General features: G+C 56.3%; 12 protein-coding genes, 3 tRNA genes and 3 rRNA genes. 13 read left to right on the forward strand and 5 right to left on the reverse strand.

Going from position 1 to position 23417, the window contains the following annotated elements; genetic code table 11:
- Window position 1 precedes the first annotated feature (1 nt).
- Window positions 2-715 (reverse strand): orotidine-5'-phosphate decarboxylase, encoded by a 714-nt coding sequence (pyrF, locus tag DA792_RS18205; protein WP_107721788.1) that lies wholly within the window; start codon window positions 713-715, stop codon window positions 2-4.
- A gap of 238 nt (window positions 716-953) precedes the next feature.
- Between pyrF and clpB the strand changes: the two genes are divergently transcribed.
- Complete coding sequence (gene clpB, locus DA792_RS18210) at window positions 954-3572, forward strand: ATP-dependent chaperone ClpB (RefSeq protein WP_107721790.1); 2619 nt, start codon at window positions 954-956, stop codon at window positions 3570-3572.
- Between the two features lie 61 nt (window positions 3573-3633).
- Here clpB and DA792_RS18215 read toward each other — a convergent pair whose 3' ends face one another.
- Window positions 3634-4068: a DsrE family protein gene (locus DA792_RS18215; RefSeq protein ID WP_107721793.1), complete on the reverse strand. Its 435-nt coding sequence runs from the start codon at window positions 4066-4068 to the stop codon at window positions 3634-3636.
- Between the two features lie 186 nt (window positions 4069-4254).
- Here DA792_RS18215 and DA792_RS18220 point away from each other — a divergent pair, with 186 nt between their 5' ends.
- The 12 genes from DA792_RS18220 to ggpS all read left to right on the forward strand — a co-directional run bounded on the left by DA792_RS18220 (window position 4255) and on the right by ggpS (window position 17645).
- The gene (locus DA792_RS18220) at window positions 4255-5772 is read left to right on the forward strand and encodes an FMN-binding glutamate synthase family protein (RefSeq protein ID WP_107721795.1); all 1518 of its coding nucleotides are present in this window, start codon (window positions 4255-4257) and stop codon (window positions 5770-5772) included.
- A 65-nt stretch (window positions 5773-5837) separates the two neighbouring features.
- The gene (gene msrP, locus DA792_RS18225; protein WP_107721797.1) at window positions 5838-6764 is read left to right on the forward strand and encodes a protein-methionine-sulfoxide reductase catalytic subunit MsrP; all 927 of its coding nucleotides are present in this window, start codon (window positions 5838-5840) and stop codon (window positions 6762-6764) included.
- 3 nt (window positions 6765-6767) lie between these two features.
- Window positions 6768-7370, forward strand: coding sequence for a protein-methionine-sulfoxide reductase heme-binding subunit MsrQ (msrQ, locus tag DA792_RS18230; RefSeq protein ID WP_107721799.1), 603 nt, complete (start codon window positions 6768-6770; stop codon window positions 7368-7370).
- A gap of 724 nt (window positions 7371-8094) precedes the next feature.
- A 16S ribosomal RNA gene (locus DA792_RS18235) occupies window positions 8095-9562 on the forward strand.
- 195 nt (window positions 9563-9757) lie between these two features.
- Window positions 9758-9834 (forward strand) — tRNA-Ile (locus tag DA792_RS18240).
- Between the two features lie 15 nt (window positions 9835-9849).
- Window positions 9850-9925 (forward strand) — tRNA-Ala (locus tag DA792_RS18245).
- A gap of 512 nt (window positions 9926-10437) precedes the next feature.
- Window positions 10438-13318, forward strand: a 23S ribosomal RNA gene (locus DA792_RS18250).
- A gap of 129 nt (window positions 13319-13447) precedes the next feature.
- A 5S ribosomal RNA gene (rrf, locus tag DA792_RS18255) occupies window positions 13448-13562 on the forward strand.
- Together the 16S, 23S and 5S rRNA genes with 3 tRNA genes alongside form the textbook arrangement of a ribosomal RNA operon.
- Before the next feature lie 167 nt (window positions 13563-13729).
- A tRNA-Met gene (locus DA792_RS18260) sits at window positions 13730-13806 on the forward strand.
- 478 nt (window positions 13807-14284) lie between these two features.
- Window positions 14285-15352 carry an NAD(P)H-dependent glycerol-3-phosphate dehydrogenase gene (locus DA792_RS18265; protein ID WP_107721801.1) on the forward strand — a complete coding sequence of 356 codons (1068 nt, stop codon included), beginning with the start codon at window positions 14285-14287 and terminating at the stop codon, window positions 15350-15352.
- A gap of 3 nt (window positions 15353-15355) precedes the next feature.
- A complete protein-coding gene (locus DA792_RS18270) occupies window positions 15356-16138 on the forward strand; it encodes an HAD-IIB family hydrolase (protein ID WP_107721804.1) in 783 nt (260 codons plus the stop codon).
- 1 nt (window position 16139) lies between these two features.
- A complete protein-coding gene (gene ggpS, locus DA792_RS18275) occupies window positions 16140-17645 on the forward strand; it encodes a glucosylglycerol-phosphate synthase (RefSeq protein ID WP_107721807.1) in 1506 nt (501 codons plus the stop codon).
- A 46-nt stretch (window positions 17646-17691) separates the two neighbouring features.
- Here ggpS and DA792_RS18280 read toward each other — a convergent pair whose 3' ends face one another.
- From DA792_RS18280 to DA792_RS18290, 3 genes are all read right to left on the reverse strand, one after another.
- A complete protein-coding gene (locus tag DA792_RS18280; protein ID WP_107721809.1) occupies window positions 17692-20808 on the reverse strand; it encodes an efflux RND transporter permease subunit in 3117 nt (1038 codons plus the stop codon).
- Window positions 20805-22169, reverse strand: coding sequence for an efflux RND transporter periplasmic adaptor subunit (locus tag DA792_RS18285; protein WP_107721811.1), 1365 nt, complete (start codon window positions 22167-22169; stop codon window positions 20805-20807). The genes DA792_RS18280 and DA792_RS18285 overlap by 4 nt, the downstream gene beginning before the upstream one ends.
- A 68-nt stretch (window positions 22170-22237) precedes the next feature.
- Window positions 22238-23413, reverse strand: a complete 1176-nt coding sequence (locus DA792_RS18290) for an acetyl-CoA C-acyltransferase (protein WP_107721813.1) — start codon at window positions 23411-23413, stop codon at window positions 22238-22240.
- Window positions 23414-23417 lie beyond the last annotated feature (4 nt).

Genomic DNA, 23417 nt, shown 5'->3' on the forward strand with positions numbered 1-23417 from the left:
GTCACTGGTTCCATGTGCGGGCGTTGGCAATCTCGTGCTGAATACGCAGCGCCGCTTCACGCGGGTTCGCATCTTGCCAAACCGGACGCCCGACCACGATATGATCGACGCCATCGCGAATGGCCTGCGCCGGGGTTGCCACACGTTTTTGATCGCCAAGCGCGGCCCCCATCGGTCGTACGCCGGGGGTGACGATCAGTTTGCCACGGGCTTCGGGCAGGGCGCGGATCAGAGCGGCCTCCTGCGGTGAGGCAATCACGCCATCGGCCCCCGCTAGAAAAGCGTTGCCCGCGCGTTCTTGCACCAGATCGCGGATCTCGCCGGATTTGATCAGCGCACCGTCCAGATCGGCCCGGTCCAAAGAGGTCAGCACCGTGACCGCAAGGATTTTCATGTCAGACCCGGACGCGCCCTCTTTCGCGGCTTTGACCACATAAGGATCGCCATGGACGGTGAGAAAATCCATGTCATGCTGGGCCACGCCGCGCACGGCGTTTTCAACAGTGGCCCCGATGTCAAAGAATTTCATGTCCAAAAAGATGCGTTTGCCGCGCTCTTGTTTAAGCTCATTGGCCAAGGCAAAGCCGCCACTCGTCAACATGCCAAGCCCGATTTTGTAAAACGATACGGCATCGCCGATTTTGTCGGCCAAGGCGAGGCCTTGCACGACATTTGGGACATCAAGGGCAACGATCAGGCGGTCATCAGCGGTCATGGGAGCATCCTCTTTCACAGGTTTCCCCTTCCTGCGCAGAACGCCCGCGTGGGTCAAGAGCCGGATGTGCCCAATGCGGTTTAGGGGCGGCGAGGTCGGCTGTGAAAATGTTTCAATTTGGCAACAGTCCCTCTTGCGGAGCCTGCGATCTGACCCCATCTAAAGATCAAGGTCCCACCCCAAGATGTGCCGTATTCGGGCATCGCGATTGCGGGACGCTTACTGAAGGAGAGACAGTATGAATATGGAGAAATTCACCGAACGTGCCCGCGGGTTTATCCAAGCGGCACAGACCATTGCGATGCGCGAAAATCACCAACGTTTGGTGCCGGAGCATCTTTTGAAAGCCCTCATGGACGACGAAGAGGGCTTTGCAACCAACCTTATTTCAAATGCCGGCGGTGACCCGAAACTGGTCCTGTCTGCTGTCGAGGCTGCCGTGGGTAAAATCGCCAAGGTCACCGGCGACGCGGGTCAGATTTATTTGGATCGGAGCATTGCCGAAGTCCTTGATGAGGCCGAGAAGCTTGCCAAAAAGGCAGGCGATAGTTTTGTGCCCGTCGAACGGCTTTTGACCGCGCTTGCGATTGTAAAATCCAAGGCCAAGGATGCGTTGGAAGCAGGTGGCATTGACGCCAAGAAACTGAACGCGGCAATCAATGACATCCGCAAAGGCCGCACGGCCGACAGTGCCTCGGCCGAAGATGGCTATGATGCCCTGAACAAATATGCGCGTGATCTGACCGAAGCGGCGCGTGAGGGTAAGATTGACCCGATCATTGGCCGTGACGAAGAAATTCGTCGCTCCATGCAGGTGTTGTCACGCCGCACCAAAAACAACCCGGTTTTGATCGGGGAGCCGGGCGTGGGTAAAACCGCGATTGCCGAAGGGCTTGCGCTGCGGATCGTCAACGGCGACGTGCCGGAGAGCCTGAAAAACAAACGCCTCTTGGCGCTTGATATGGGCTCGCTTATTGCCGGTGCGAAATATCGCGGTGAATTTGAGGAACGGTTGAAATCCATTCTCAAAGAGATTGAAGCCGCGAGTGGCGAAGTCATCCTCTTTATTGATGAGATGCACACACTTGTGGGTGCGGGCAAAACAGACGGGGCGATGGATGCCGCGAACCTGATCAAACCGGCGCTGGCGCGCGGGGAGTTACATTGTATCGGTGCGACGACCTTGGACGAGTACCGCAAATATGTGGAAAAAGACGCGGCTTTGGCGCGGCGGTTCCAACCCGTTGTGGTTGAAGAACCGACAGTCGAGGACACGATCTCCATCCTGCGTGGCATCAAAGAAAAATACGAACTCCACCACGGGGTGCGGATTTCGGACTCGGCGCTGGTGGCGGCGGCGACGCTCAGCCACCGCTATATTACGGATCGGTTCTTGCCGGACAAAGCCATCGACTTGGTCGATGAGGCGGCGTCGCGCCTGCGGATGGAAGTGGACAGCAAGCCCGAAGAATTGGATGCGCTGGACCGCTCTATCCTTCAGCTTCAGATTGAAGCCGAGGCTTTGAAAAAAGAAGAGGATGCGGCCTCCAAACGGCGGCTTGAGAAACTCGAAGAAGAGCTGTCAGATCTGTTGGAGAAATCCGACTCGATGACGGCGAAATGGGAAGCCGAGCGGCAAAAACTCGAGGGCGCGCGCGACCTGAAAGAGAAACTCGACCGGGCGCGAGCCGATTTGGAAATCGCCAAACGCGAGGGCAATCTGGCCAAGGCGGGTGAGCTGTCCTACGGCGTGATCCCGCAGCTTGAGAAAAAGCTGGTGGAGGCCGAAGCGGCAGAAGATCAGGATCTCATGGTCGAAGAGGCCGTAGGACCGGAGCAGATCGCCGGCGTGGTCGAGCGCTGGACCGGGATTCCGACCTCTAAGATGTTGGAAGGCGAACGCGACAAGCTGTTGCGGATGGAAGATGGCCTGCACAAACGGGTCATTGGTCAGGAGACCGCCGTTCATGCCGTTGCCAATGCGGTGCGGCGCGCGCGGGCGGGTCTCAATGACGAAAACCGTCCGTTGGGATCGTTCCTCTTCCTTGGGCCAACGGGCGTCGGGAAAACCGAACTGACCAAAGCGGTGGCTGAGTTCCTGTTTGACGATGACAATGCGATGGTGCGCATCGACATGTCTGAGTTCATGGAGAAACACAGCGTGTCTCGCCTGATCGGCGCGCCTCCGGGCTATGTCGGTTATGACGAGGGTGGTGTTTTGACCGAGGCCGTGCGGCGCAGACCCTATCAGGTCGTGTTGTTCGATGAGGTCGAAAAGGCCCACCCGGATGTGTTCAACGTGCTGTTGCAGGTCTTGGATGATGGCATTCTGACCGATGGTCAGGGCCGGACCGTGGACTTTAAACAGACGCTGATCATCCTGACGTCGAACCTTGGGGCGCAGGCGCTGAGCCAATTGCCGGATGGCGCGGACAATGCCGCAGCCAAACGCGATGTGATGGACGCGGTGCGGGCGCATTTCCGGCCAGAGTTCCTCAACCGTCTGGATGAGACGATCATCTTTGATCGGCTTGGGCGCGAGGACATGGGTGGGATCGTTGAGATCCAGCTTGCGTTGCTCGAAAAGCGTCTGGCGAAACGCAACATTGGTTTGGCGGTGGATTCCGGTGCCAAAGGATGGCTGGCCAACGAAGGCTATGACCCGGTGTTTGGTGCGCGGCCTTTGAAACGTGTGATCCAACGCGCGTTGCAGGACCCGCTGGCGGAACTGTTGCTGTCGGGCGATGTCGTGGATGGCGATACGCTCCCGGTTTCTGCTGGCTCTGGCGGGCTTTTGATCGGGGAAAAAACCGGGGCGACCCATCAGTCCAAACCGGATGATGCCGTGGTTCACTGACCCAGCACATCTTGAAGCTCGGAAAAGGCGGCCTGTGCGGGCCGCCTTTTTCTGTCGTCTCTTACGGCTTGATGTAGCTGTAGCCCGCTTCTTGCAATTCCACCAACCGCGCGACACCGGAGGGCACGACAATCGCCTCGTCGAGCACCTCAAGCGGCTTGTCCATTTTCTTGCTCATCGCGCGCAGAGTGTTTTCACAGGCCGAAAACTGTACGTCGTGAAACTCAAGCGCCATGATTTCGATCCGGTCCGCCACAGGGCTTTGGTCTTTGAGAAACATTTGCAACCCCGGACCATAGGCGACGATTTCAAGAATGACAGTGTCGCCGATGGAGTTGAAATAGGCGCGCGCGTTGCTTGCGTTGTTGAGCGCCATGTTCATCACCCGCATGTCACTGTCGTCGACATGGATGGCGATTTTATGGGTGATCCCTTCGGCCATGGCGCTCCCTGCGCTCAACGTGATGGCCAGACAGATGGTGAGTGCTTTCCACATATAGGCTTCCCTTTTATCTGCCGATCCTAGTCATATCTGATGTCGCCTGTCACGCTGCACTGCAGGATGTTTGCTCTGCACGCTGACGCGGGAACGTTTACGCTAACATGCACGGAAAGGCGGTTGCGTTTCCGTGTCACTGTGGCAGGGTCCGGCAACGCACAGCATCAGCTCACGAGGTTTTCTATGACGGTTTGGCATTGGACAATGGGGGCCCTTCAGGTGCTCGCGCTTATCTTTGTTCTGGCAATTGGGTTCATGGCGCTGGCGGCGCTGGCCCTTTATGTCCTCGACAAACGCCAGACACGGGACGCGATCCTGCGCAACTATCCCGTTATCGGCCACTTTCGGCATTTGTTTTCCTCTTTGGGCGAATTCTTTCGGCAATATTTCTTTGCCATGGACCGCGAAGAAATGCCGTTTAACCGCGCCCAGCGGGACTGGATTTATCGCGCCTCGGATGGCAAGGGCAACACCGTGGCCTTTGGTTCAACCCGTAGCCTGTCGATCCCGGGCACACCGATCTTCATGAACGCGCCATTTCCGCCGCTCGATGATCAATTCACCTCCACGGACCCGATGGTGATCGGTCCGCATTGCCGGGTGCCTTACACCGCCAAATCCATCTTTAACATTTCCGGCATGTCCTATGGCGCGATTTCCAAACCGGCTGTTTTGGCGCTTTCAAAGGGCGCGAAGGAAGCGGGCATTTGGTTGAACACCGGCGAGGGCGGTTTGTCGCCGTTCCACTTGGAGGGTGGGGCGGATCTTGTCTATCAAATTGGTACAGCGAAATACGGCATTCGCGATGACGCGGGCAATCTGGATGATGACAAGTTGCGCGCGATGGCGGCGCATGAAACCGTGCGGATGTTTGAAATCAAACTGTCGCAGGGGGCAAAACCTGGCAAAGGGGGCATTCTTCCCGCCGCCAAGATCACGCCAGAGATTGCGCAAATCCGTGGGTTGAAACCGGGTGAAGACGGCATTTCCCCGAACCGCCACCGCGAAGTGGATGATTTTAGCGATCTTTTGGATTTCATCGGCCACATCCGCGAAGTCACCGGCAAACCCGTTGGGTTCAAATTCGTCGTCGGCTCATCGCGGCCTTGGGCGGAGTTCTTTGAGATGATCGCCGAGCGCGGGCCGGAGTGCGCGCCGGATTTCATCACCATTGATGGTGGCGAAGGCGGCACAGGCGCGGCCCCGATGCCGCTGATTGACCTTGTGGGGATGCCAATCAAAGAAGCGCTGATCCGCATTGTCGATTTGCGCGACAAATACGGTCTGCATGATCGCATTCGGATTGTGGCGGCAGGCAAGCTTGTGAATCCTGCGGATATTGCTTGGGCGATTTGCGCTGGCGCGGATTTTGTCGCCTCGGCGCGCGGCTTTATGTTCTCTCTGGGCTGTATTCAGGCACTCAAATGCAACAAGAACACCTGTCCCACCGGCATCACCACCCATGATCCGCATCTTCAGGGCGGGCTTGTGGTCAATGACAAGTATAAAAAGGTTGCAGCCTACGCCAAGGCCTCGACCTATGAGCTTGAAATGATCGCGCATTCGGTTGGTGTGTTGGAGCCTCGGCAAATGCGGCGACGTCATGTGCGCATCGTTCAGGCCGATGGGACGTCGATCCCGCTGGACCGTATTGTGCCAAGTTTTGATGCGGAAAGTTACAAAACCCCAACGCAGATGTGACATGAGTTTGTTTGGCGGTTGATGCGGGCCGGGCTACTCTCTTCTAAAGCCAAGAGGAGCGACCCATGTCCAAGACGCACAGCCTGCCTTACTCGACTGTTACGCCGGAACAGACCTACCTTAATCGTCGTGCCCTTTTGGGCGGGATCACCGGGGCGGGTCTGTTGGCCGCCACGGGCGCGCGTGCGCAGGAGGTGCCGGAGTTTCAGATCAAAGGCTTCGACACCACTGAGACGCCGAACAGCTTTAAAGAGATCACCACCTATAACAATTTCTATGAGTTTGGCACCGGCAAGGAAGACCCTGCGCGTTATGCCGGATCGCTGACCACTGATCCATGGTCTGTCGAGATCGACGGGCTGGTGTCGCGTCCGGGCTCTTATGGTCTTGGGGATATCCTCGCTAAGATGGATATCGACGAGCGCATATATCGGTTCCGCTGTGTCGAAGCCTGGTCGATGGTGATCCCGTGGAACGGGTTTGAACTGCGCCAGCTTCTCGAACTTGCGGGTGTCGAACCCTCTGCCAAATATGTCCGCTTTGAAACGCTCTATCGCCCGGAAGAAATGCCGGGGCAAAAGCGCGCCATTTTGGATTGGCCCTATGTCGAGGGCCTGCGTTTGGACGAGGCGATGCATCCCCTGACCATTATGGCGACCGGGCTTTATGGCAAAGAGCTGCCCAATCAAAACGGCGCACCGCTGCGTTTGGTGGTGCCATGGAAATACGGGTTCAAGTCGATCAAGTCGGTTGTGAAAATCACTTTGATGGAGACCCAGCCGGTGAACACGTGGAAGGCGATCAATCATCGCGAGTATGGATTCTATTCCAACGTCAACCCAGAGGTGGATCACCCGCGTTGGACCCAAGCCAGCGAGCGCCGCATTGGTGGTGGCGTGTTTGCCCCCAGGATCGCGACGATCAAATTCAACGGTTACGAAGACCAGGTTGCCAGCCTGTATAAAGGCATGAACCTGAGCAAAGAGTATTAAGCCGTGAGAGACCAGATCAATCGCCTTGCCCGCAAGATCCCGACCTGGCCTCTTTATATAGGCTCGCTGATCCCGCCTGCGTGGTACTTCTATGCCGGGGTCACTGGGCGCATGGGCGTTGAGCCGATCAAAGCGATGGAACATGCGATTGGCATTTTGGGCCTTCAGGTTCTGATTGCCTCTCTTTGCGTGACGCCCCTGCGCACTTACGCGCGCATCAACCTGTTTAAATTCCGCCGTGCGCTTGGCCTGATCGCCTTCTTCTATATTGTGCTGCATCTTTTGGTCTGGCTGCTTTTGGATGTCCGCATTCCGAGTCAGATCATCGCTGACCTCTATAAGCGCCCCTATATTACCATCGGCATGGCCGGTTTACTGCTGCTGATCCCGCTGGCGATCACGTCCAACCGCTATTCCATCCGTAAGCTTGGTGCGAACTGGCGCCGACTGCATTGGTTGGTCTATCCGGCGGTGGCTTTGGGAGGCATCCACTTTGTCATCCTGCGCAAAGGGTGGCAGCTTGAGCCGTTGCTGTATCTGACTGGTATCGGAGTTTTGCTTTTGATCCGGGTTCCGATTGCGCGATTGATCCCCAGGCGTGTGTGAGGCTGTTGATGTTTGGGCGAGTCGTGTGGGTTTGCGTTTTGGAGAGATTCATCTGTGATTCCTGATGTGATTTGTGGTGATTTGGCCTTTGAATACCAAATGTTGCGCGGGGCGGTGTGGATAACCCGGGTCTGTTGCGTTGGCGCCTGACGTGGCGGGTTGGGGTTGATAGGTTTTGGGGAGGGTGCGCAAGAAAAGTCATAAAAAAATATGTTTATTAACAGTGGGTTGCTTTGTTTTTCGATCTATCTGTCATAAAACTGAAAAAAGGGGTTGCGGGTTTGTCGCACTCGCCTTAGAACCCCCTTCACCGGCAGCGACGCAGTCACTGACGGGGCGCTGAACGGGGCGGACGGAACGGGGTCGCGAGAGTGACTTAGGGAAGTTCGGATTGGGACGCGGAAGAAAATTTTGAGGTTTGATCTGGGCGGGCGCGCTGAAGAGGTTTGGCGCACTGGTCTGGTTTTTGTCTCTGGCTCTTTGAAAATTTGGTTGAACGAAGAGATATGTGGGCGGTTTGGTCTTATCGACTGACGAAGCTCAGCATATCGCGCTCTTAGGGAATGGGTTTTACTCGCTACCGATTATAGAGTGTCAGCTTCACTGTTTGTCGGCTTTTTGTTAACTTTGTTAACTGAAGCACAACAAACAGAAGTCCCTACTTATTTGATAGGTAGGGCGATGTGCAGAGGTTCGAACGTCAAGGTTATGCAGTAATGCATTTCAACTTGAGAGTTTGATCCTGGCTCAGAACGAACGCTGGCGGCACGCCTAACACATGCAAGTCGAGCGGGATCTTCGGATCTAGCGGCGGACGGGTTAGTAACGCGTGGGAACGTACCCAGATCTACGGAATAGCCTCGGGAAACTGAGAGTAATACCGTATACGCCCTTCGGGGGAAAGATTTATCGGATTTGGATCGGCCCGCGTAAGATTAGATAGTTGGTGGGGTAATGGCCTACCAAGTCTACGATCTTTAGCTGGTTTGAGAGGATGATCAGCAACACTGGGACTGAGACACGGCCCAGACTCCTACGGGAGGCAGCAGTGGGGAATCTTAGACAATGGGCGCAAGCCTGATCTAGCGATGCCGCGTGAGTGATGAAGGCCTTAGGGTCGTAAAGCTCTTTCGCCTGTGAAGATAATGACGGTAGCAGGTAAAGAAACCCCGGCTAACTCCGTGCCAGCAGCCGCGGTAATACGGAGGGGGTTAGCGTTGTTCGGAATTACTGGGCGTAAAGCGCACGTAGGCGGACTAGTCAGTCAGAGGTGAAATCCCAGGGCTCAACCCTGGAACTGCCTTTGATACTGCTAGTCTTGAGTTCGAGAGAGGTAAGTGGAATTCCGAGTGTAGAGGTGAAATTCGTAGATATTCGGAGGAACACCAGTGGCGAAGGCGGCTTACTGGCTCGATACTGACGCTGAGGTGCGAAAGTGTGGGGAGCAAACAGGATTAGATACCCTGGTAGTCCACACCGTAAACGATGAATGCCAGACGTCGGGTAGCATGCTATTCGGTGTCACACCTAACGGATTAAGCATTCCGCCTGGGGAGTACGGTCGCAAGATTAAAACTCAAAGGAATTGACGGGGGCCCGCACAAGCGGTGGAGCATGTGGTTTAATTCGAAGCAACGCGCAGAACCTTACCAACCCTTGACATCCTGATCGCGGATCGTAGAGATACTTTCCTTCAGTTCGGCTGGATCAGTGACAGGTGCTGCATGGCTGTCGTCAGCTCGTGTCGTGAGATGTTCGGTTAAGTCCGGCAACGAGCGCAACCCACATCCTTAGTTACCAGCGGTTTGGCCGGGGACTCTAGGGAAACTGCCCGTGATAAGCGGGAGGAAGGTGTGGATGACGTCAAGTCCTCATGGCCCTTACGGGTTGGGCTACACACGTGCTACAATGGCAGTGACAATGGGTTAATCCCAAAAAGCTGTCTCAGTTCGGATTGGGGTCTGCAACTCGGCCCCATGAAGTCGGAATCGCTAGTAATCGCGTAACAGCATGACGCGGTGAATACGTTCCCGGGCCTTGTACACACCGCCCGTCACACCATGGGAGTTGGGTCTACCCGACGGCCGTGCGCCAACCTTTCGAGGAGGCAGCGGACCACGGTAGGCTCAGCGACTGGGGTGAAGTCGTAACAAGGTAGCCGTAGGGGAACCTGCGGCTGGATCACCTCCTTTCTAAGGATGTTCCTAGCAGCAAGAACTTGTTCTTACTCGTGGAACACTTAGCAGCTACAGTCCTCACTTAGCCGGATAGGCGGTAGGACATTCAATGTAGCATAAGATCAACGTAATAGTTGATCAAACTCGGACCAGGCCGTCCTCATATCTCTTCGTAACACTAGAATTTACAGGCCACTACCGGTCTGTCTTGGGTCGGTAGCTCAGGTGGTTAGAGCGCACGCCTGATAAGCGTGAGGTCGGAGGTTCAAGTCCTCCTCGACCCACCATCACTTTGTGATAACGGGGCCTTAGCTCAGCTGGGAGAGCACCTGCTTTGCAAGCAGGGGGTCATCGGTTCGATCCCGATAGGCTCCACCATCACTTTGCACTTTCTGCAAGAAAGTGTCAGTCGCGAGAATGGCCATAGTTCGACCTTAGCCGTCTGAATGTATCAGCAAACACTTTAGAGTGTTTTCTCGTCCATTTGGACAGCGGTGCCTCCGCAAGGAGGTGCCAATTGACATCGTATAGAGAGATTAAAATGCAACACTGTTGATCATCACGCGTAAGTGGTTGATCTCAGATGGACTTGCACCCACTGGGTGCGAGAGGCGTTTTAAAGATTGTTTCCTCGATCTTTAATGACGTATCCCTTCTGAAATCGCAGTGTTGTCCAAGTCAAAATACACTAACCGGTTCAAGATCGCACGGTCTTGAACCAAGACGCATCCGCTTCATACGGTGGATGTGATCTTATGTCAGACCTGAGAGGTCTGGCGGGAAAATGTATGCTTTTGGTTTGGAAAGCGCGCCGTCACATCTTACCAGCTTGTGTCGGCCTGCAAGATGGCGAGAACCTTTTGGTTCTCAGTTTTGCTCTTTCTGGATCAAATCAAGCGCGAAAAGGGCGTTTGGTGAATGCCTAGGCAGTAAGAGGCGATGAAGGACGTGATACTCTGCGATAAGTCATGGGGAGCTGAGAATAGGCTTTGATCCATGAATTTCCGAATGGGGGAACCCACCTGACAGTTTGATATAATTGCCTGACCACTTTCGAGTGAGATGGCACTTTATATCCGGCTGAACCAGGTACTTATAGACTGAATACATAGGTTTATAAGAGCAAACCCGGGGAACTGAAACATCTAAGTACCCGGAGGAAAGGACATCAATAGAGACTTCCCTAGTAGCGGCGAGCGAACGGGAACCAGCCGAGCCTGATAAGTGACTAGAACATGTTGGAAACCATGGCCATAGCGGGTGACAGCCCCGTATAGGAAGCTTTGAGGGACGTATTAAGTAGGGCGGAACACGTGAAATTCTGTCTGAAGATCGGGGGACCACCCCCGAAGGCTAAGTACTCCTTACTGACCGATAGTGAACCAGTACCGTGAGGGAAAGGTGAAAAGCACCCCGACGAGGGGAGTGAAACAGTTTCTGAAACCGGACGCCTACAAGCAGTCGGAGGGGCCTTGAGCCCTGACGGCGTACCTTTTGTATAATGGGTCATCGACTTGGTCTCACGAGCAAGCTTAAGCCGTTAGGTGTAGGCGCAGCGAAAGCGAGTCTTAATAGGGCGCATGAGTTCGTGGGATCAGACCCGAAACCGAGTGATCTAGGCATGACCAGGATGAAGGTAAGGTAACACTTACTGGAGGTCCGAACCCACACCTGTTGAAAAAGGTCGGGATGAGTTGTGCCTAGGGGTGAAAGGCCAATCAAACTCGGAGATAGCTGGTTCTCTGCGAAATCTATTTAGGTAGAGCGTCATCCGAATACCCCGGGGGGTAGAGCACTGGATGGGTAATGGGGCCCCACAGGCTTACTGATCCTAACCAAACTCCGAATACCCGGGAGTACTAGATGGCAGACACACAGCGGATGCTAACGTCCGTTGTGAAGAGGGAAACAACCCTGACCTCCAGCTAAGGCCCCTAATTCATGGCTAAGTGGGAAAGCAGGTGGGACGACCAAAACAACCAGGAGGTTGGCTTAGAAGCAGCCATCCTTTAAAGATAGCGTAACAGCTCACTGGTCTAGATAAGTTGTCCTGCGGCGAAGATGTAACGGGGCTCAAGCCATGAGCCGAAGCTGAGGATGCCGTAAGGCATGGTAGCAGAGCGTAGTGTGACATAGGACCTGTCTTTATTACCGCAGTCGAATATTTGGACACGCAAGTGCTCAAGTAGCCGAAGGCGGTAGCACAAGGCATGGTGCTTTCTGTGAAGCCGGCGCGTGAGCGATCCGGTGGAGAGATCACTAGTGAGAATGATGACATGAGTAGCGACAAACAGGGTGAGAGACCCTGTCGCCGAAAGTCCAAGGGTTCCTGCTTAAAGCTAATCTGAGCAGGGTGAGCCGACCCCTAAGGCGAGGCCGAAAGGCGTAGTCGATGGGAACCAGGTTAATATTCCTGGGCCAGTAAGAAGTGACGGATCTCGAGGGTAGTTCATCCTTATCGGATTGAATGGGCTGCTTAGAGGTTCCTGGAAATAGCTCTTACATAAGATCGTACCCTAAACCGACACAGGTGGACTGGTAGAGAATACCAAGGCGCTTGAGAGAACTATGTTGAAGGAACTCGGCAAAATACCTCCGTAAGTTCGCGAGAAGGAGGCCCGGTTCTAAGGCAACTTGGAGCTGGGGGCACAAACCAGGGGGTGGCGACTGTTTACTAAAAACACAGGGCTCTGCGAAGTCGTAAGACGACGTATAGGGTCTGACGCCTGCCCGGTGCCTGAAGGTTAAAAGGAGGAGTGCAAGCTCCGAATTGAAGCCCAGGTAAACGGCGGCCGTAACTATAACGGTCCTAAGGTAGCGAAATTCCTTGTCGGGTAAGTTCCGACCTGCACGAATGGCGTAACGACTTCCCCGCTGTCTCCAACATAGACTCAGCGAAATTGAATTGCCTGTCAAGATGCAGGCTTCCCGCGGTTAGACGGAAAGACCCCGTGCACCTTTACTACAGCTTCACACTGGCATTAGGCCGAACATGTGCAGGATAGGTGGTAGGCTTTGAAGCAGGGACGCTAGTCCCTGTGGAGCCTCCCTTGAGATACCACCCTTGTTCTGCTTGATGTCTAACCGCGGACCGTTATCCGGTTCCGGGACCCTGTGTGGCGGGTAGTTTGACTGGGGCGGTCGCCTCCTAAAGAGTAACGGAGGCGCGCGAAGGTTGGCTCAGAGCGGTCGGAAATCGCTCGTTGAGTGCAATGGCAGAAGCCAGCCTGACTGCAAGACTGACAAGTCGAGCAGAGACGAAAGTCGGCCATAGTGATCCGGTGGTCCCGAGTGGAAGGGCCATCGCTCAACGGATAAAAGGTACGCCGGGGATAACAGGCTGATACTGCCCAAGAGTCCATATCGACGGCAGTGTTTGGCACCTCGATGTCGGCTCATCTCATCCTGGGGCTGGAGCAGGTCCCAAGGGTACGGCTGTTCGCCGTTTAAAGAGGTACGTGAGCTGGGTTTAGAACGTCGTGAGACAGTTCGGTCCCTATCTGCCGTGGGTGTAGGATACTTGAGAGGAGTTGCCCCTAGTACGAGAGGACCGGGGTGAACGATCCACTGGTGGACCAGTTGTTATGCCAATAGCAGTGCTGGGTAGCTATGATCGGAAAGGATAACCGCTGAAGGCATCTAAGCGGGAAGCCCCCCTCAAAACAAGGTATCCCTGAGAGCCGAGGTAGACCACCTCGTCGATAGGCTGGAGATGTAAGTGCAGTAATGCATTCAGTTGACCAGTACTAATTGCTCGATAGGCTTGATTTGATCCAGTAAAAGCAAAACTGAAAAGTTTTACTCACTGTGACAAACAGAAGCATACATACCAACACACAGTATAATGTATCTGACTTGGACAAGGCCGGGCCTCAAACCCGGTCGTGGCTCTTTATTCGGTTTGGTGGTCACAGCGCTAGTGAAACACCCGATCCCATCCCGAACTCGGCCGTTAAGCACGGTTGCGCCGATGGTACTGCGACTTAAGTCGTGGGAGAGTAGGTCACCGCCAAACCTAATAAAGAGCCACATTTAATCTCTCTAACGATATCTAAATATCCCAGATCGATCCACACAGACATCGGGAAATATAAAGAACATATATGTTCTGTTAAAGATCGTGCTTTGACAAAAACACAAAGCACTGTGCAAGCCGAAAAAGGCCAACGCACAACAAAATGTCGCGGGGTGGAGCAGCCCGGTAGCTCGTCAGGCTCATAACCTGAAGGTCACAGGTTCAAATCCTGTCCCCGCAACCAAAAATATAATCAAGAAATTACAATGATATAGTGACCACAAGGGGCGATCTTTGCGTTTGGGCCATTCCCGCGCGGCGCTACAACGGCGCCGCTTTTGCGCGAGGTGTGAGTGACGCTACCGCAATTCTAGCACTCCAAGGAGCGTTTTGCGTGTCTCAAAGCTCAGAGGCGATCCCGTGATCCATCCTGTCCCACAAAGACCATTTTCTGCAATGCGGCATATTGGGTTGAAAAAAACTAAGAAAATGCTATATGTGCGCCTAGGTTCACACGGCGGACCTGTTCGGTCTCACATAGATCGACCCGTATAGCGCGACGCCTTCTGGCTTGTCTTTGCTCCTTGCCGTGCTGCTTTGTGATGAAGCGGGTGGGGCGCGCAGAACCTGAAGAACAGAACAGACCTTAGAGCACCCAAAAGGAGCTCCCTATCAAGGATTCTATCTCCCATACCCCGTCGCTTCCCTATGATCGCATCGCCGTGCTTGGCGCTGGCAGTTGGGGGACAGCTCTCGCCACCGTTTTGGCTCGGAATGGACGCGAGGTGCGCCTTTGGGCGCGGCGTCCCGATCTGGCCGAACGGATCAATCTCACTCACCAAAACTCTGACTACCTGCCCGAGGTCGATCTTCCAAACGGTCTGACCGCCACCGCAGATTTGGCCTATGCGCTTAAAGGCGCTGAGGCCGTTTTGATGGTTACGCCCTCGGCCACGTTACGCCCAATGTGTCAGGCCATTGCAGCCCACTTGCCAGTGGGCATACCGATCGCATTGGCCTGTAAAGGCGTCGAGCGCGGAACCGGTTATCTTTTGTCCGAGGTCGTGTCCGAGGAATTGCCCGGCCACCCCGTTGGTGCCGTTTCTGGTCCGACGTTTGCCCGTGAAACCGCGTTGGATCATCCGACCGCGGCCACGGTGGCCTTTCCCTTCGCGTATCAGGATCGTCTGACACCGGAAAGCAGCCCGGCGGTTCGGCTGACGATGTCGCTCTCTGGCGGTGGGTTTCGGCCTTATGTCTCTGACGATCTTGTCGGCGTTGAAGTCGGCGGCGCTGTTAAAAACGTCATCGCCATTGCCTGCGGTATGATGTCGGGCGCGGGTTTTGCCGAAAACACCCGCGCGGCGTTCATCACTCGCGGCACGGATGAGATGAAACTCTTGGCCCAGACGCTTGGCGGCAAACGTGAAACCGTCACGGGTCTGTCCGGGGCGGGTGATTTGACGCTGACCTGTTCTTCGACCACCTCGCGCAACATGTCCTTGGGCTATCAATTGGGCCAAGGTGTCGCGCGACCGTCGTGTTTTGAGGGGCGTCCGGTCGTTGTCGAAGGCGAGGTCAACGCCGCGTCTGTGACGGATCTTGCTCATCGCCTTGGGGTCTCTATGCCGATCTGTGAAACGGTGAATGCCGTGTTGCACAAGGGGGCCGATCTGCGTGAGGCCTTCACGGCCCTATGGTCGCGCCCGATCGAGGCCGAACCCTATGCGCTTGATCTCTCAATAGATCATCCCTCTCCCGATCTTCCGCTACAATTCGGAGCCGTTTGACTCATGACCGTACACACCACACCGCGCCCGGCCATCGCCGCGCGCCGCTTTACCCTTGCGACCGACCTGGATGGCACTTTCTTGGGCGGCACGCCTGAGGATCGCCAACGCCTCTACACTTGGATCGAGGAGAACCGCGACAGCGTCGGCTTGATCTTTGTGACGGGGCGCGACCCGGACTTTATTATGGAAATGTGCCGGGAACGAGGCCTGCCCTGGCCGGAATTTGTTGTCGGCGATGTCGGCACCACCATTGCCGAGGTGCGTGCCGACGGGTCCATCGCGCCGATTGCCACCCTCGAAGAGGACATTGCCGCGCGTTGGAACGACCAAGGCCAAGCCGTGCGCGAGGCCTTTGCCGATCATCCGGGGTTGAAGCTCCAGCCCACCGAGTTTCGCTATCGCGTCAGCTATGATCTGACGCCGACCGGCTATGATGTGACGGCAGAAGCGAAGGTCGAAGAGATGGGGCTTGATTGGCTGATCTCCGACAATCGCTATTTCGATGTGCTGCCTAAAGGCGTCTCAAAGGGACCCTCTATCAGGCGTCTGATTGAGCATCTTGGTATCCCGGAGGAGCGTGTGCTCTGCGCGGGAGACACCATGAATGACCTGTCGATGTTGATCTCTGGTCTTCCATCCGTGGCCGTTGGCAATTCCGAGACCGCTCTCATGCAGCGGCTTCATGACATCGACACCGTGTATCACGCCAAGGCCCATGGGGCTGCTGGCATCTTAGAGGCCATCGCGGCCTTTGAACTTCACGACATCCCAAAAGGAGTCTGATATGTCTTCCAATCTTGTCATCGTTTACCACCGCCAACCTTATGAAGAGGTCGAGGTGGATGGGAAAATCGAATACCGCGAAAACAAAAGCCCGAATGGCATTGTTCCCACGCTCAAAAGCTTTTTCGGTCGTGTCGACAAAGGCGCGTGGATTGCGTGGAAACATGCACAAGACCCCGCCAACCCCGATTTTGAGCGGGTGATCGAAATCGACGATGCCTATGGCACCTATACCGTTTCGCGTCTGCCTTTGACGCCGGAACAGGTCAAAAGTTTCTATCATGTCTCCTCGAAAGAGGCGTTTTGGCCGATCCTGCATGGGTTCAAAGAGCGCTACAATTACGATCCGGTCGATTGGCCGACTTTTCGCGAGGTGAATTGGGCCTTTGCCGAAGCCGCCGCCGCCGAGGCCGCCGAAGGGGCGGTCGTGTGGGTCCATGATTATAATCTCTGGCTGGTGCCGGGCTATTTGCGCACGCTGCGCCCGGATGTGAAAATCTCGTTTTTCCATCACACGCCCTTCCCGAACGCCGATATTTTCAACGTGCTGCCCTGGCGCAAAGAGATTTTGGAAAGCCTGTTGGCCTGTGATGTCGTTGGTTTTCATATCCCGCGCTACGTGAACAACTTTGTGTCTTCTGCGCGTTCCCTGCTTGAGGTTGACACGCTGAAACGCGAAAAAGTTCACCCGGATATGGTGCCGGAAACCTCCGCGCTCTCTGAGCAAAGTGTGGTCACCGAAATCGGTTTTGAGGGGCGCACGGTGCGCCTTCAGGCCAGCCCTGTGGGCGTTGATGTCGATTATATCGAAGAGGTGGTGGCCAATGAGGCCACGGCCAAACGCGTCAAAGAGATCAAAGAGGAACTTGGCGACGGACAGCTCATCCTTTCGGTCGGGCGCACCGATTACACCAAGGGCGGGATCGAACAGCTGCAAAGTTTTGAGCGAATATTGGAAACCCGGCCTGATCTGCGTGGCAAGGTGCGTTTGATGCATGTCTCGGTGGCGGCCAATTCCGAAATGACCTCTTATGAGGAAATCCAACGCGATCTCGAACATCAGGCGGGGATGATCAACGGTCGCTATGGCAGTTTCGATTGGCAACCTGTGGCGCTGATTTCCCGACCGGTGAAATTCACCGATCTTGTGGCCTATTACCGCGCGGCGGATGTGGCGTGGATCACGCCTTTGGCCGATGGGATGAACCTTGTGTGCAAGGAATATTGCGCGGCGCGCACCGATGGGGACGGGGTGTTGGTTCTGTCCGAGTTTGCCGGGGCTGCGGTGGAATTGGCCTCAGCCGTGCCGACCAATCCGTTCTCGCATAAGTCGATGGATGGTGCGATCCAATTTGCTTTGGAAATGCCAGAAGAAGAGCGGCGTGGTCGGATGAAGAAAAACCGCGAAAAGGTGCGCACTCAGGACATTCGCTTCTGGGCAGAAGATCAAATGCGGGCCTTTGGCGAAGAGATTTTGCCAGCGAGACACGCAGAAACCGCAGCATAACTGTCCTCCTCTCTCTTCGGTCAACGCCGAAGAGAGAGAGCTCAATCTACGCCTGATCCCCGCTCTCGCGCGGGATCGGGCGCTTTTTTTCAAAGTGCAGATCATCCAAAATCGCGACCACAGCGGGCGTCACAAACAGCGACAAAACCGTCGCAACCGTCAGGCCAAAGGCCAGGCTGGCGACAATCGGGCGTAGAAACTGCGCCTGTGTGCTTTGTTCAAAAAGCAACGGCCCAAGCCCGACAATCGTCGTCAAAGACGTTAGGAAAATCGCGCGAAACCGCTCCCGCACCGCCTCGCGCCCGGCCTCGACGATCCCACTCCCCGCGTTCCGTTTGTCTTGCATGAAAGCATCCAAAAGGATCGAGTCGTTGACCACAATCCCGGCCAGCGTCGCCAATCCCACAAGACTTGGCAGCGACAGTTGCAATCCCAAGGCCATATGCCCCCAAACCACGCCGACCAGTCCAAGCGGGATGGCGGCGAGAATGGCGACGGGGCGTAGAAAGCTTTTGAGATGAAACGACAAGAGCAGGAAAACCCCGATCAATCCGATGATCATATTGCGGCCCAGCGAGGCTCCGGTGGTGGCCGTATCTTGGGCCTCACCCAAGATCGAAACAAAGACACCGGGGTGGCGTTCGGGGAGCGATGGTACATAATCCGATTTGAGCGCGACCATCAGTTCGCGCGCATTGGCGATGGTTGGATCAATCGAGCCTTGCACCCGCACCGTGCGCATGCCGTTGACCCGCGTGATCGTGTCAAACCCGCGCGTCAGGCGCACATCAGCCACGGCGCTCAGCGCCACAGGGGTGCCATTCGCGCCGGGGATGCGCAGGTCAAGGATGTCGGATAGGCTGCGCCGATCGTTTGCCGCAAGGCGGGCAATAACATCGACCTGCCCGTACCCATCAACGAAACTCACGGCACTGTCGCCCTTGAAGGCCGCGCGCAGTTCGGTCCCGATGGCTTGCGGCGTCACGCCGAGGGCATTGGCGACCTCAGCGCGCAGGGTCACGACGATTTCGGGCTTGCCGGGTTGCAAATCAAAGGTGACATCGCGCACGCCGTCAAAGTCGCGGAAAAACCGCCGAATGTCACGCGCGGTGACGGAAAGCTCCTCCAAATCATCGCCGGTCAAACGCAGGTCAATCGGTTTACCGCCCGCCCCGCGTTCTTTGTCAGTAAAGCGCAGCGCGGCCATGTCGGGCATCGGGCCTGTGAGTTTTTTCCATTGGCTGAGAATGTCCCCGACCGCCGTTGTTCGCACGCCAGCGGGCAAAAGCGCGGCACTGACCGTGGCCATATGCGCACCTGATCCCGCCGCGTCCGAATTGACGCCATAGGTGATCGTGTAGCTTTGCACCAAAGCCTGCCTGCCCGGTTGATCCGGCGTCCAGTTGGCGTTCATCTGTTCAAGGGCTTTGATGACCTTTGCCACCCGTTGCTCGGTCCGCTCCAAAGGCGCGCCTTGTGACAGCAACAGCCGCGCTTCGACGGTGTCACTCTCAAGTGTCGGGAAGCTTTGATATTTGATGAAACCGCCAGTATAGGGCGCCACGGAAAACAGAATGACAAACAGCGTCAGCCCCACCGTCAGATAGCGATAGCGCAGCGCCAGCTCGGCCAAAGGTACGATGGCGCGATCTCTGAGGTGCTCAAACAGGCCGTTGACCCAACGGCTGATCCGCCCCGGACGCATATCGCGGTCCAGCGCATGACGCATATGTGCGGGCAGGATCAAAAATGCCTCAACCAAACTGACGGTCAGAGTGATCAACAGCACAATCGGAATGTATTTCAGGATCGCGCCAATGCTACCCGCCATATAGGCAAGCGGGCCAACGATCATCGCGGTGGTCAAAAATGACGCAATGACACTGGGCAACACCTGACGCGTGCCATTGACCGCCGCATCGCGGGCACTTTCTCCGGCTTGGCGGCGGCGCACGATGTTTTCAGAAATCACAATCGCATCGTCCATCAAAAGACCGACCGCGACCAAAAGCGCGACCATGGTCATCATGTTGATGGTGTAGCCCAAAAGCTGCATCGCAAAGATCGCGCCAAGGAAAGAGACCGGAAGCCCAAGGGCGACCCAAAACGACATGCGAAATCCGAAAAAAAGCCACATGGTGAAGAACACCAAGATCAGCCCCTGAAACCCGTTTGAGCCGATGATCCGAAGTCGGTCGCGAATGTTGCCGGTTGAGTCTTGTGAAATGGTGAGGGTGATGTTGCCGGGTGCGTCGCGTTGCGCCTCGGCCACTTGACGGTCGAGCGCGGCTTTGACCTTGAGCGCGTCTTGGCTCGCGGTTTTACTGACGGCCACAATCGCGGCGCGGTTTTGGCCGAAATAGCTGGCCTGAGACGGGTCATCAAAGCCAGCGCGCACCGTGGCCACATCGCCCAAGCGCACATGGCCGCCGCCGGCACTGCTGATCAAAGGGATGGTTTCCAATTCCGCCGGTGTGCGTTTTTCGGCCAAGAACCGGATCGCCGCGTCACCAGAGGTGCTTTCGAGCGTGCCTGCGGGCATATCAAGGCTGTGCTTGGCCAAAAGAGCGGTGATTTGGGACATGTCGAGGCCGAAGCGTTCGAGAGAGGACGCATCGAAATTGATGGCAATTTCACGGTCCGAGAAACCGTTGACTGTGACCTGAGAAATCTCGGGATCGGTGCGCAGGCGATCTGCGAATGTCTGGGCATAGGCAAAGAGCACGGCCGGATCGTCTGGCCCCGTGAGTGCGACAGAGGCGACAGATGCCACGCGTTCGACCACGCGAGTGATCGGATCATTGGCTTTGTCTGGCAGGGTGGAAATGCCGCCGACCGCGTCTTTGATGTCATTGTGGAACCGCGTCATATCGGCCCCCTCAAGGATCACAGCGGTCAACACGGCGGCGTTTTCTTGCGACAGGCAAGTCAGCTCATCCAAATTGTCTATTTGCAAAAGCGGTTCTTCAACCACGCTACAAATCCCGGTTTCGACCTCAGAAGGGGCGGCACCGGGATAGGGGATGCGAATTTCGACATCCGTTGGCGCGACCAAAGGAAAGGTGTCGCGTTGCAACATCGGCAGGGCCAAAAGACCCAGCCCCATGAGGATGATCATCAGGATATTGGCCGCTGTCGGGTGCGTGGCGAAAAGGCGGATCATTCCTGCGGTTCCGATTTTTTACCCATGCCTGATCCTGCACCTGCCCCGCCACCCGAACCGGGAACAGGCGTGCCCGCGGGTGTCCCCAAAGCGGCGGCGGCGAGGCTGGCGATGAGGGCCGTATCTTCGACGGGTTTGACCGCCATACCGGGCACGGCGATGGTCGGATCGGTGACGACAAGCACGTCGCCCGCGCTCAAACCTTGTGTGACCACCGCGATGTCATCCGAGGTGAAACCAACCACAACCTTGCGTTTTTCAAGCGTGCCCTCGGCAGCGACCACCAAGGCCGTCCCATCGCGCACCGCGTCACTGGGCACGACAATCTGTGCCGATTTGGGCGCAAAAAGCATCACTTCGACAAACATGTTGCGGCGCAATGGCGGACGTTCCCCGGCCACGCTTTGCCCCAACGGATCAGTGACACGCACGACAATGGCGGCACTTTGGGTTTGGGCATCAATCGCCTCACCGACACGTTCAACTTTGGCGGGCCAGATCACGGCATGGTCCGGCGTGGGAATGCGCACCTGAGCACGTAGGTCAAGCGCGCTCGTGCCCTCTCCCGCCAGTCGCAGCAGCGGGCCCATCCGGCCAATCGGAAATTGCGCCGCGATGTCCACGGCTGCGGTGCCTTCTGCGGACAAAAGCGTTTGCCCGGCCCCGACAAATTGACCAAGATCGGTGGTCACCTCGGTGAGGCGCAACTCATAAGGTGCGCGAATTTCTGTAAAACCAAGGGCACGTTCGACGGAGGCGCGTTGGGTGGCAAGCACATCGCGGTTGGCGACATTGAGCGCGCGCTGATTGGTCAGCTCCAGATGTTTGGTGCGTGCCGTCAGTTCTTGCCGCCGGGTCGCCTCAAGCGTGGCTTGGGTGACGACGCCTTGTTCGGCCAGTGTTTGTTGCCGCGCCAATTCCGTTTGCATCAGGCTCAGGTCGGCCTGCGCCAATGCAAGACTGGCGCTGATCGTGTCATCTTGGAGACGGGAGGAGGCCAGTTGTGCATCTATTTGCGCCAGATCCAGACGCAGATCGCTGTCATCTATTCGAAACAGGAGTGTGCCTGCGGGCATCACCGCACCGGGGGCGAGCCCCTTTGCGGTTTCAATGATCTCCCCCGGAACCCGCGCCACAGCACGCCATTCTCGCACCGGGGCAACCAAGCCATAACCGATCACATGTGGCACCATGTCGATCGGAGCCACCGTCATCACGCGCACGGCGGTGGGCGGGCGTTTGACCTCTGCGGCGGCGGGGGATTGTCGCAACGTGTCAGAGTATAAAACGCTGGTGATCCCTAAAGCCGTTGGCAGGGCAATCGCCAAAGCCCGCAGAAGAAATGTGGTTGATCGTGCCATGATGCCCTCGGTGTCCGAATCTGATATTCATATAATTCTATACAAAAGGCTGGACACCGGGATGTGAATTAAAAAATCTCGAAAAGGCCTGCCGCGCCTTGGCCGCCACCAATGCACATCGACACCACTCCATAGCGCGCACCGCGGCGTTTGCCCTCAAGCAAAATATGCCCAGCCATGCGTGCGCCAGACATGCCGTAAGGATGACCAATGGAAATCGCACCGCCGTTGACGTTGAGTGTCTCATCAGGAATGCCAAGCGTGTCGCGGCAATAGAGCAGTTGAGCGGCAAAGGCTTCGTTGATTTCCCAAAGATCAATATCGTCGATGGTCAGGCCTGCACGTTGTAAAAGACGCGGAATGGCATAGACCGGGCCGATGCCCATTTCTTCGGGTGCGACCCCCGCCACGGCAAAACCCCGCAACGCGCCAAGCGGCTCTAACCCACGCTTTTCTGCCTCTTTGGCCGACATGACGATACAGGCGGAGGCTCCGTCCGAGAGCTGGCTGGCATTGCCTGCGGTGACGGATTTGTCCGGGCCAAGCACGGGTTTGAGACGGCTCAACCCCTCAAGCGTTGTGTCAGGGCGATTGCATTCATCCGCCTCCAGTCGCACGGCCTCTTCACGGCTTTCACCTGTGGCTTTATCCGTCACGGTTTTGATCGCCTCGACGGGGACGATTTCGTCAGAGAATAGACCCAAATCCTGCGCAATCGCGGTTTTCTTCTGACTGGCTAAAGCATAGGCATCCTGCGCCGTGCGGGGGACGCCATAGCGTTCGGCCACCACTTCGGCGGTTTCGATCATCGACATGTAATAGGCATCCGGCACGCCCGGAGATGTGTAGCGGTAGCCGTTCCAATGGGTGTTCTGAACCAGAGAAATAGAGTCTAATCCACCTGCGAGCGCCACATCGACGCTCTCCGCCATGACCATATGCGCAGCCGATGCGATGGCGTTGAGACCCGAGGCGCATTGCCGGTCCAGAGTGACCCCCGCGACGGTATCGGGCAGGCCTGCGGCCAAGGCAATGTGGCGCGCAACGTTGATGCCAGTGGAGCCTTGGGTCAGGGCCGAGCCGAAAATGGCCTCTTCAATCTCGCCCCCGGCAAGACCCGCACGCGCCACGGCGGCACGCACTGCATGTGCGGCCATGGCCGGGCCTTCGAGGTTATTAAATGCACCACGATAGGCTTTGCCAATCGGCGTGCGGGCGGTGGAAACGATAACGGCTTCGCGCATGGGA

Origin of the sequence: Celeribacter baekdonensis, from assembly GCF_003047105.1 — a bacterium.
Taxonomy (GTDB): domain Bacteria; phylum Pseudomonadota; class Alphaproteobacteria; order Rhodobacterales; family Rhodobacteraceae; genus Celeribacter; species Celeribacter baekdonensis_B.

Excerpts from the sequence above, each read along its gene's own strand:
- pyrF (WP_107721788.1), bottom strand. The coding sequence starts at position 715 with ATGACCGCTGATGACCGCCTGATCGTTGCCCTTGATGTCCCAAATGTC.
- DA792_RS18290 (WP_107721813.1), bottom strand. The coding sequence starts at position 23,413 with ATGCGCGAAGCCGTTATCGTTTCCACCGCCCGCACGCCGATTGGCAAA.
- DA792_RS18220 (WP_107721795.1), top strand. The coding sequence starts at position 4,255 with ATGACGGTTTGGCATTGGACAATGGGGGCCCTTCAGGTGCTCGCGCTT.
- ggpS (WP_107721807.1), top strand. The coding sequence starts at position 16,140 with ATGTCTTCCAATCTTGTCATCGTTTACCACCGCCAACCTTATGAAGAG.
- DA792_RS18215 (WP_107721793.1), bottom strand. The coding sequence starts at position 4,068 with ATGTGGAAAGCACTCACCATCTGTCTGGCCATCACGTTGAGCGCAGGG.
- msrP (WP_107721797.1), top strand. The coding sequence starts at position 5,838 with ATGTCCAAGACGCACAGCCTGCCTTACTCGACTGTTACGCCGGAACAG.
- DA792_RS18280 (WP_107721809.1), bottom strand. The coding sequence starts at position 20,808 with ATGATCCGCCTTTTCGCCACGCACCCGACAGCGGCCAATATCCTGATG.
- clpB (WP_107721790.1), top strand. The coding sequence starts at position 954 with ATGAATATGGAGAAATTCACCGAACGTGCCCGCGGGTTTATCCAAGCG.
- DA792_RS18270 (WP_107721804.1), top strand. The coding sequence starts at position 15,356 with ATGACCGTACACACCACACCGCGCCCGGCCATCGCCGCGCGCCGCTTT.
- DA792_RS18285 (WP_107721811.1), bottom strand. The coding sequence starts at position 22,169 with ATGGCACGATCAACCACATTTCTTCTGCGGGCTTTGGCGATTGCCCTG.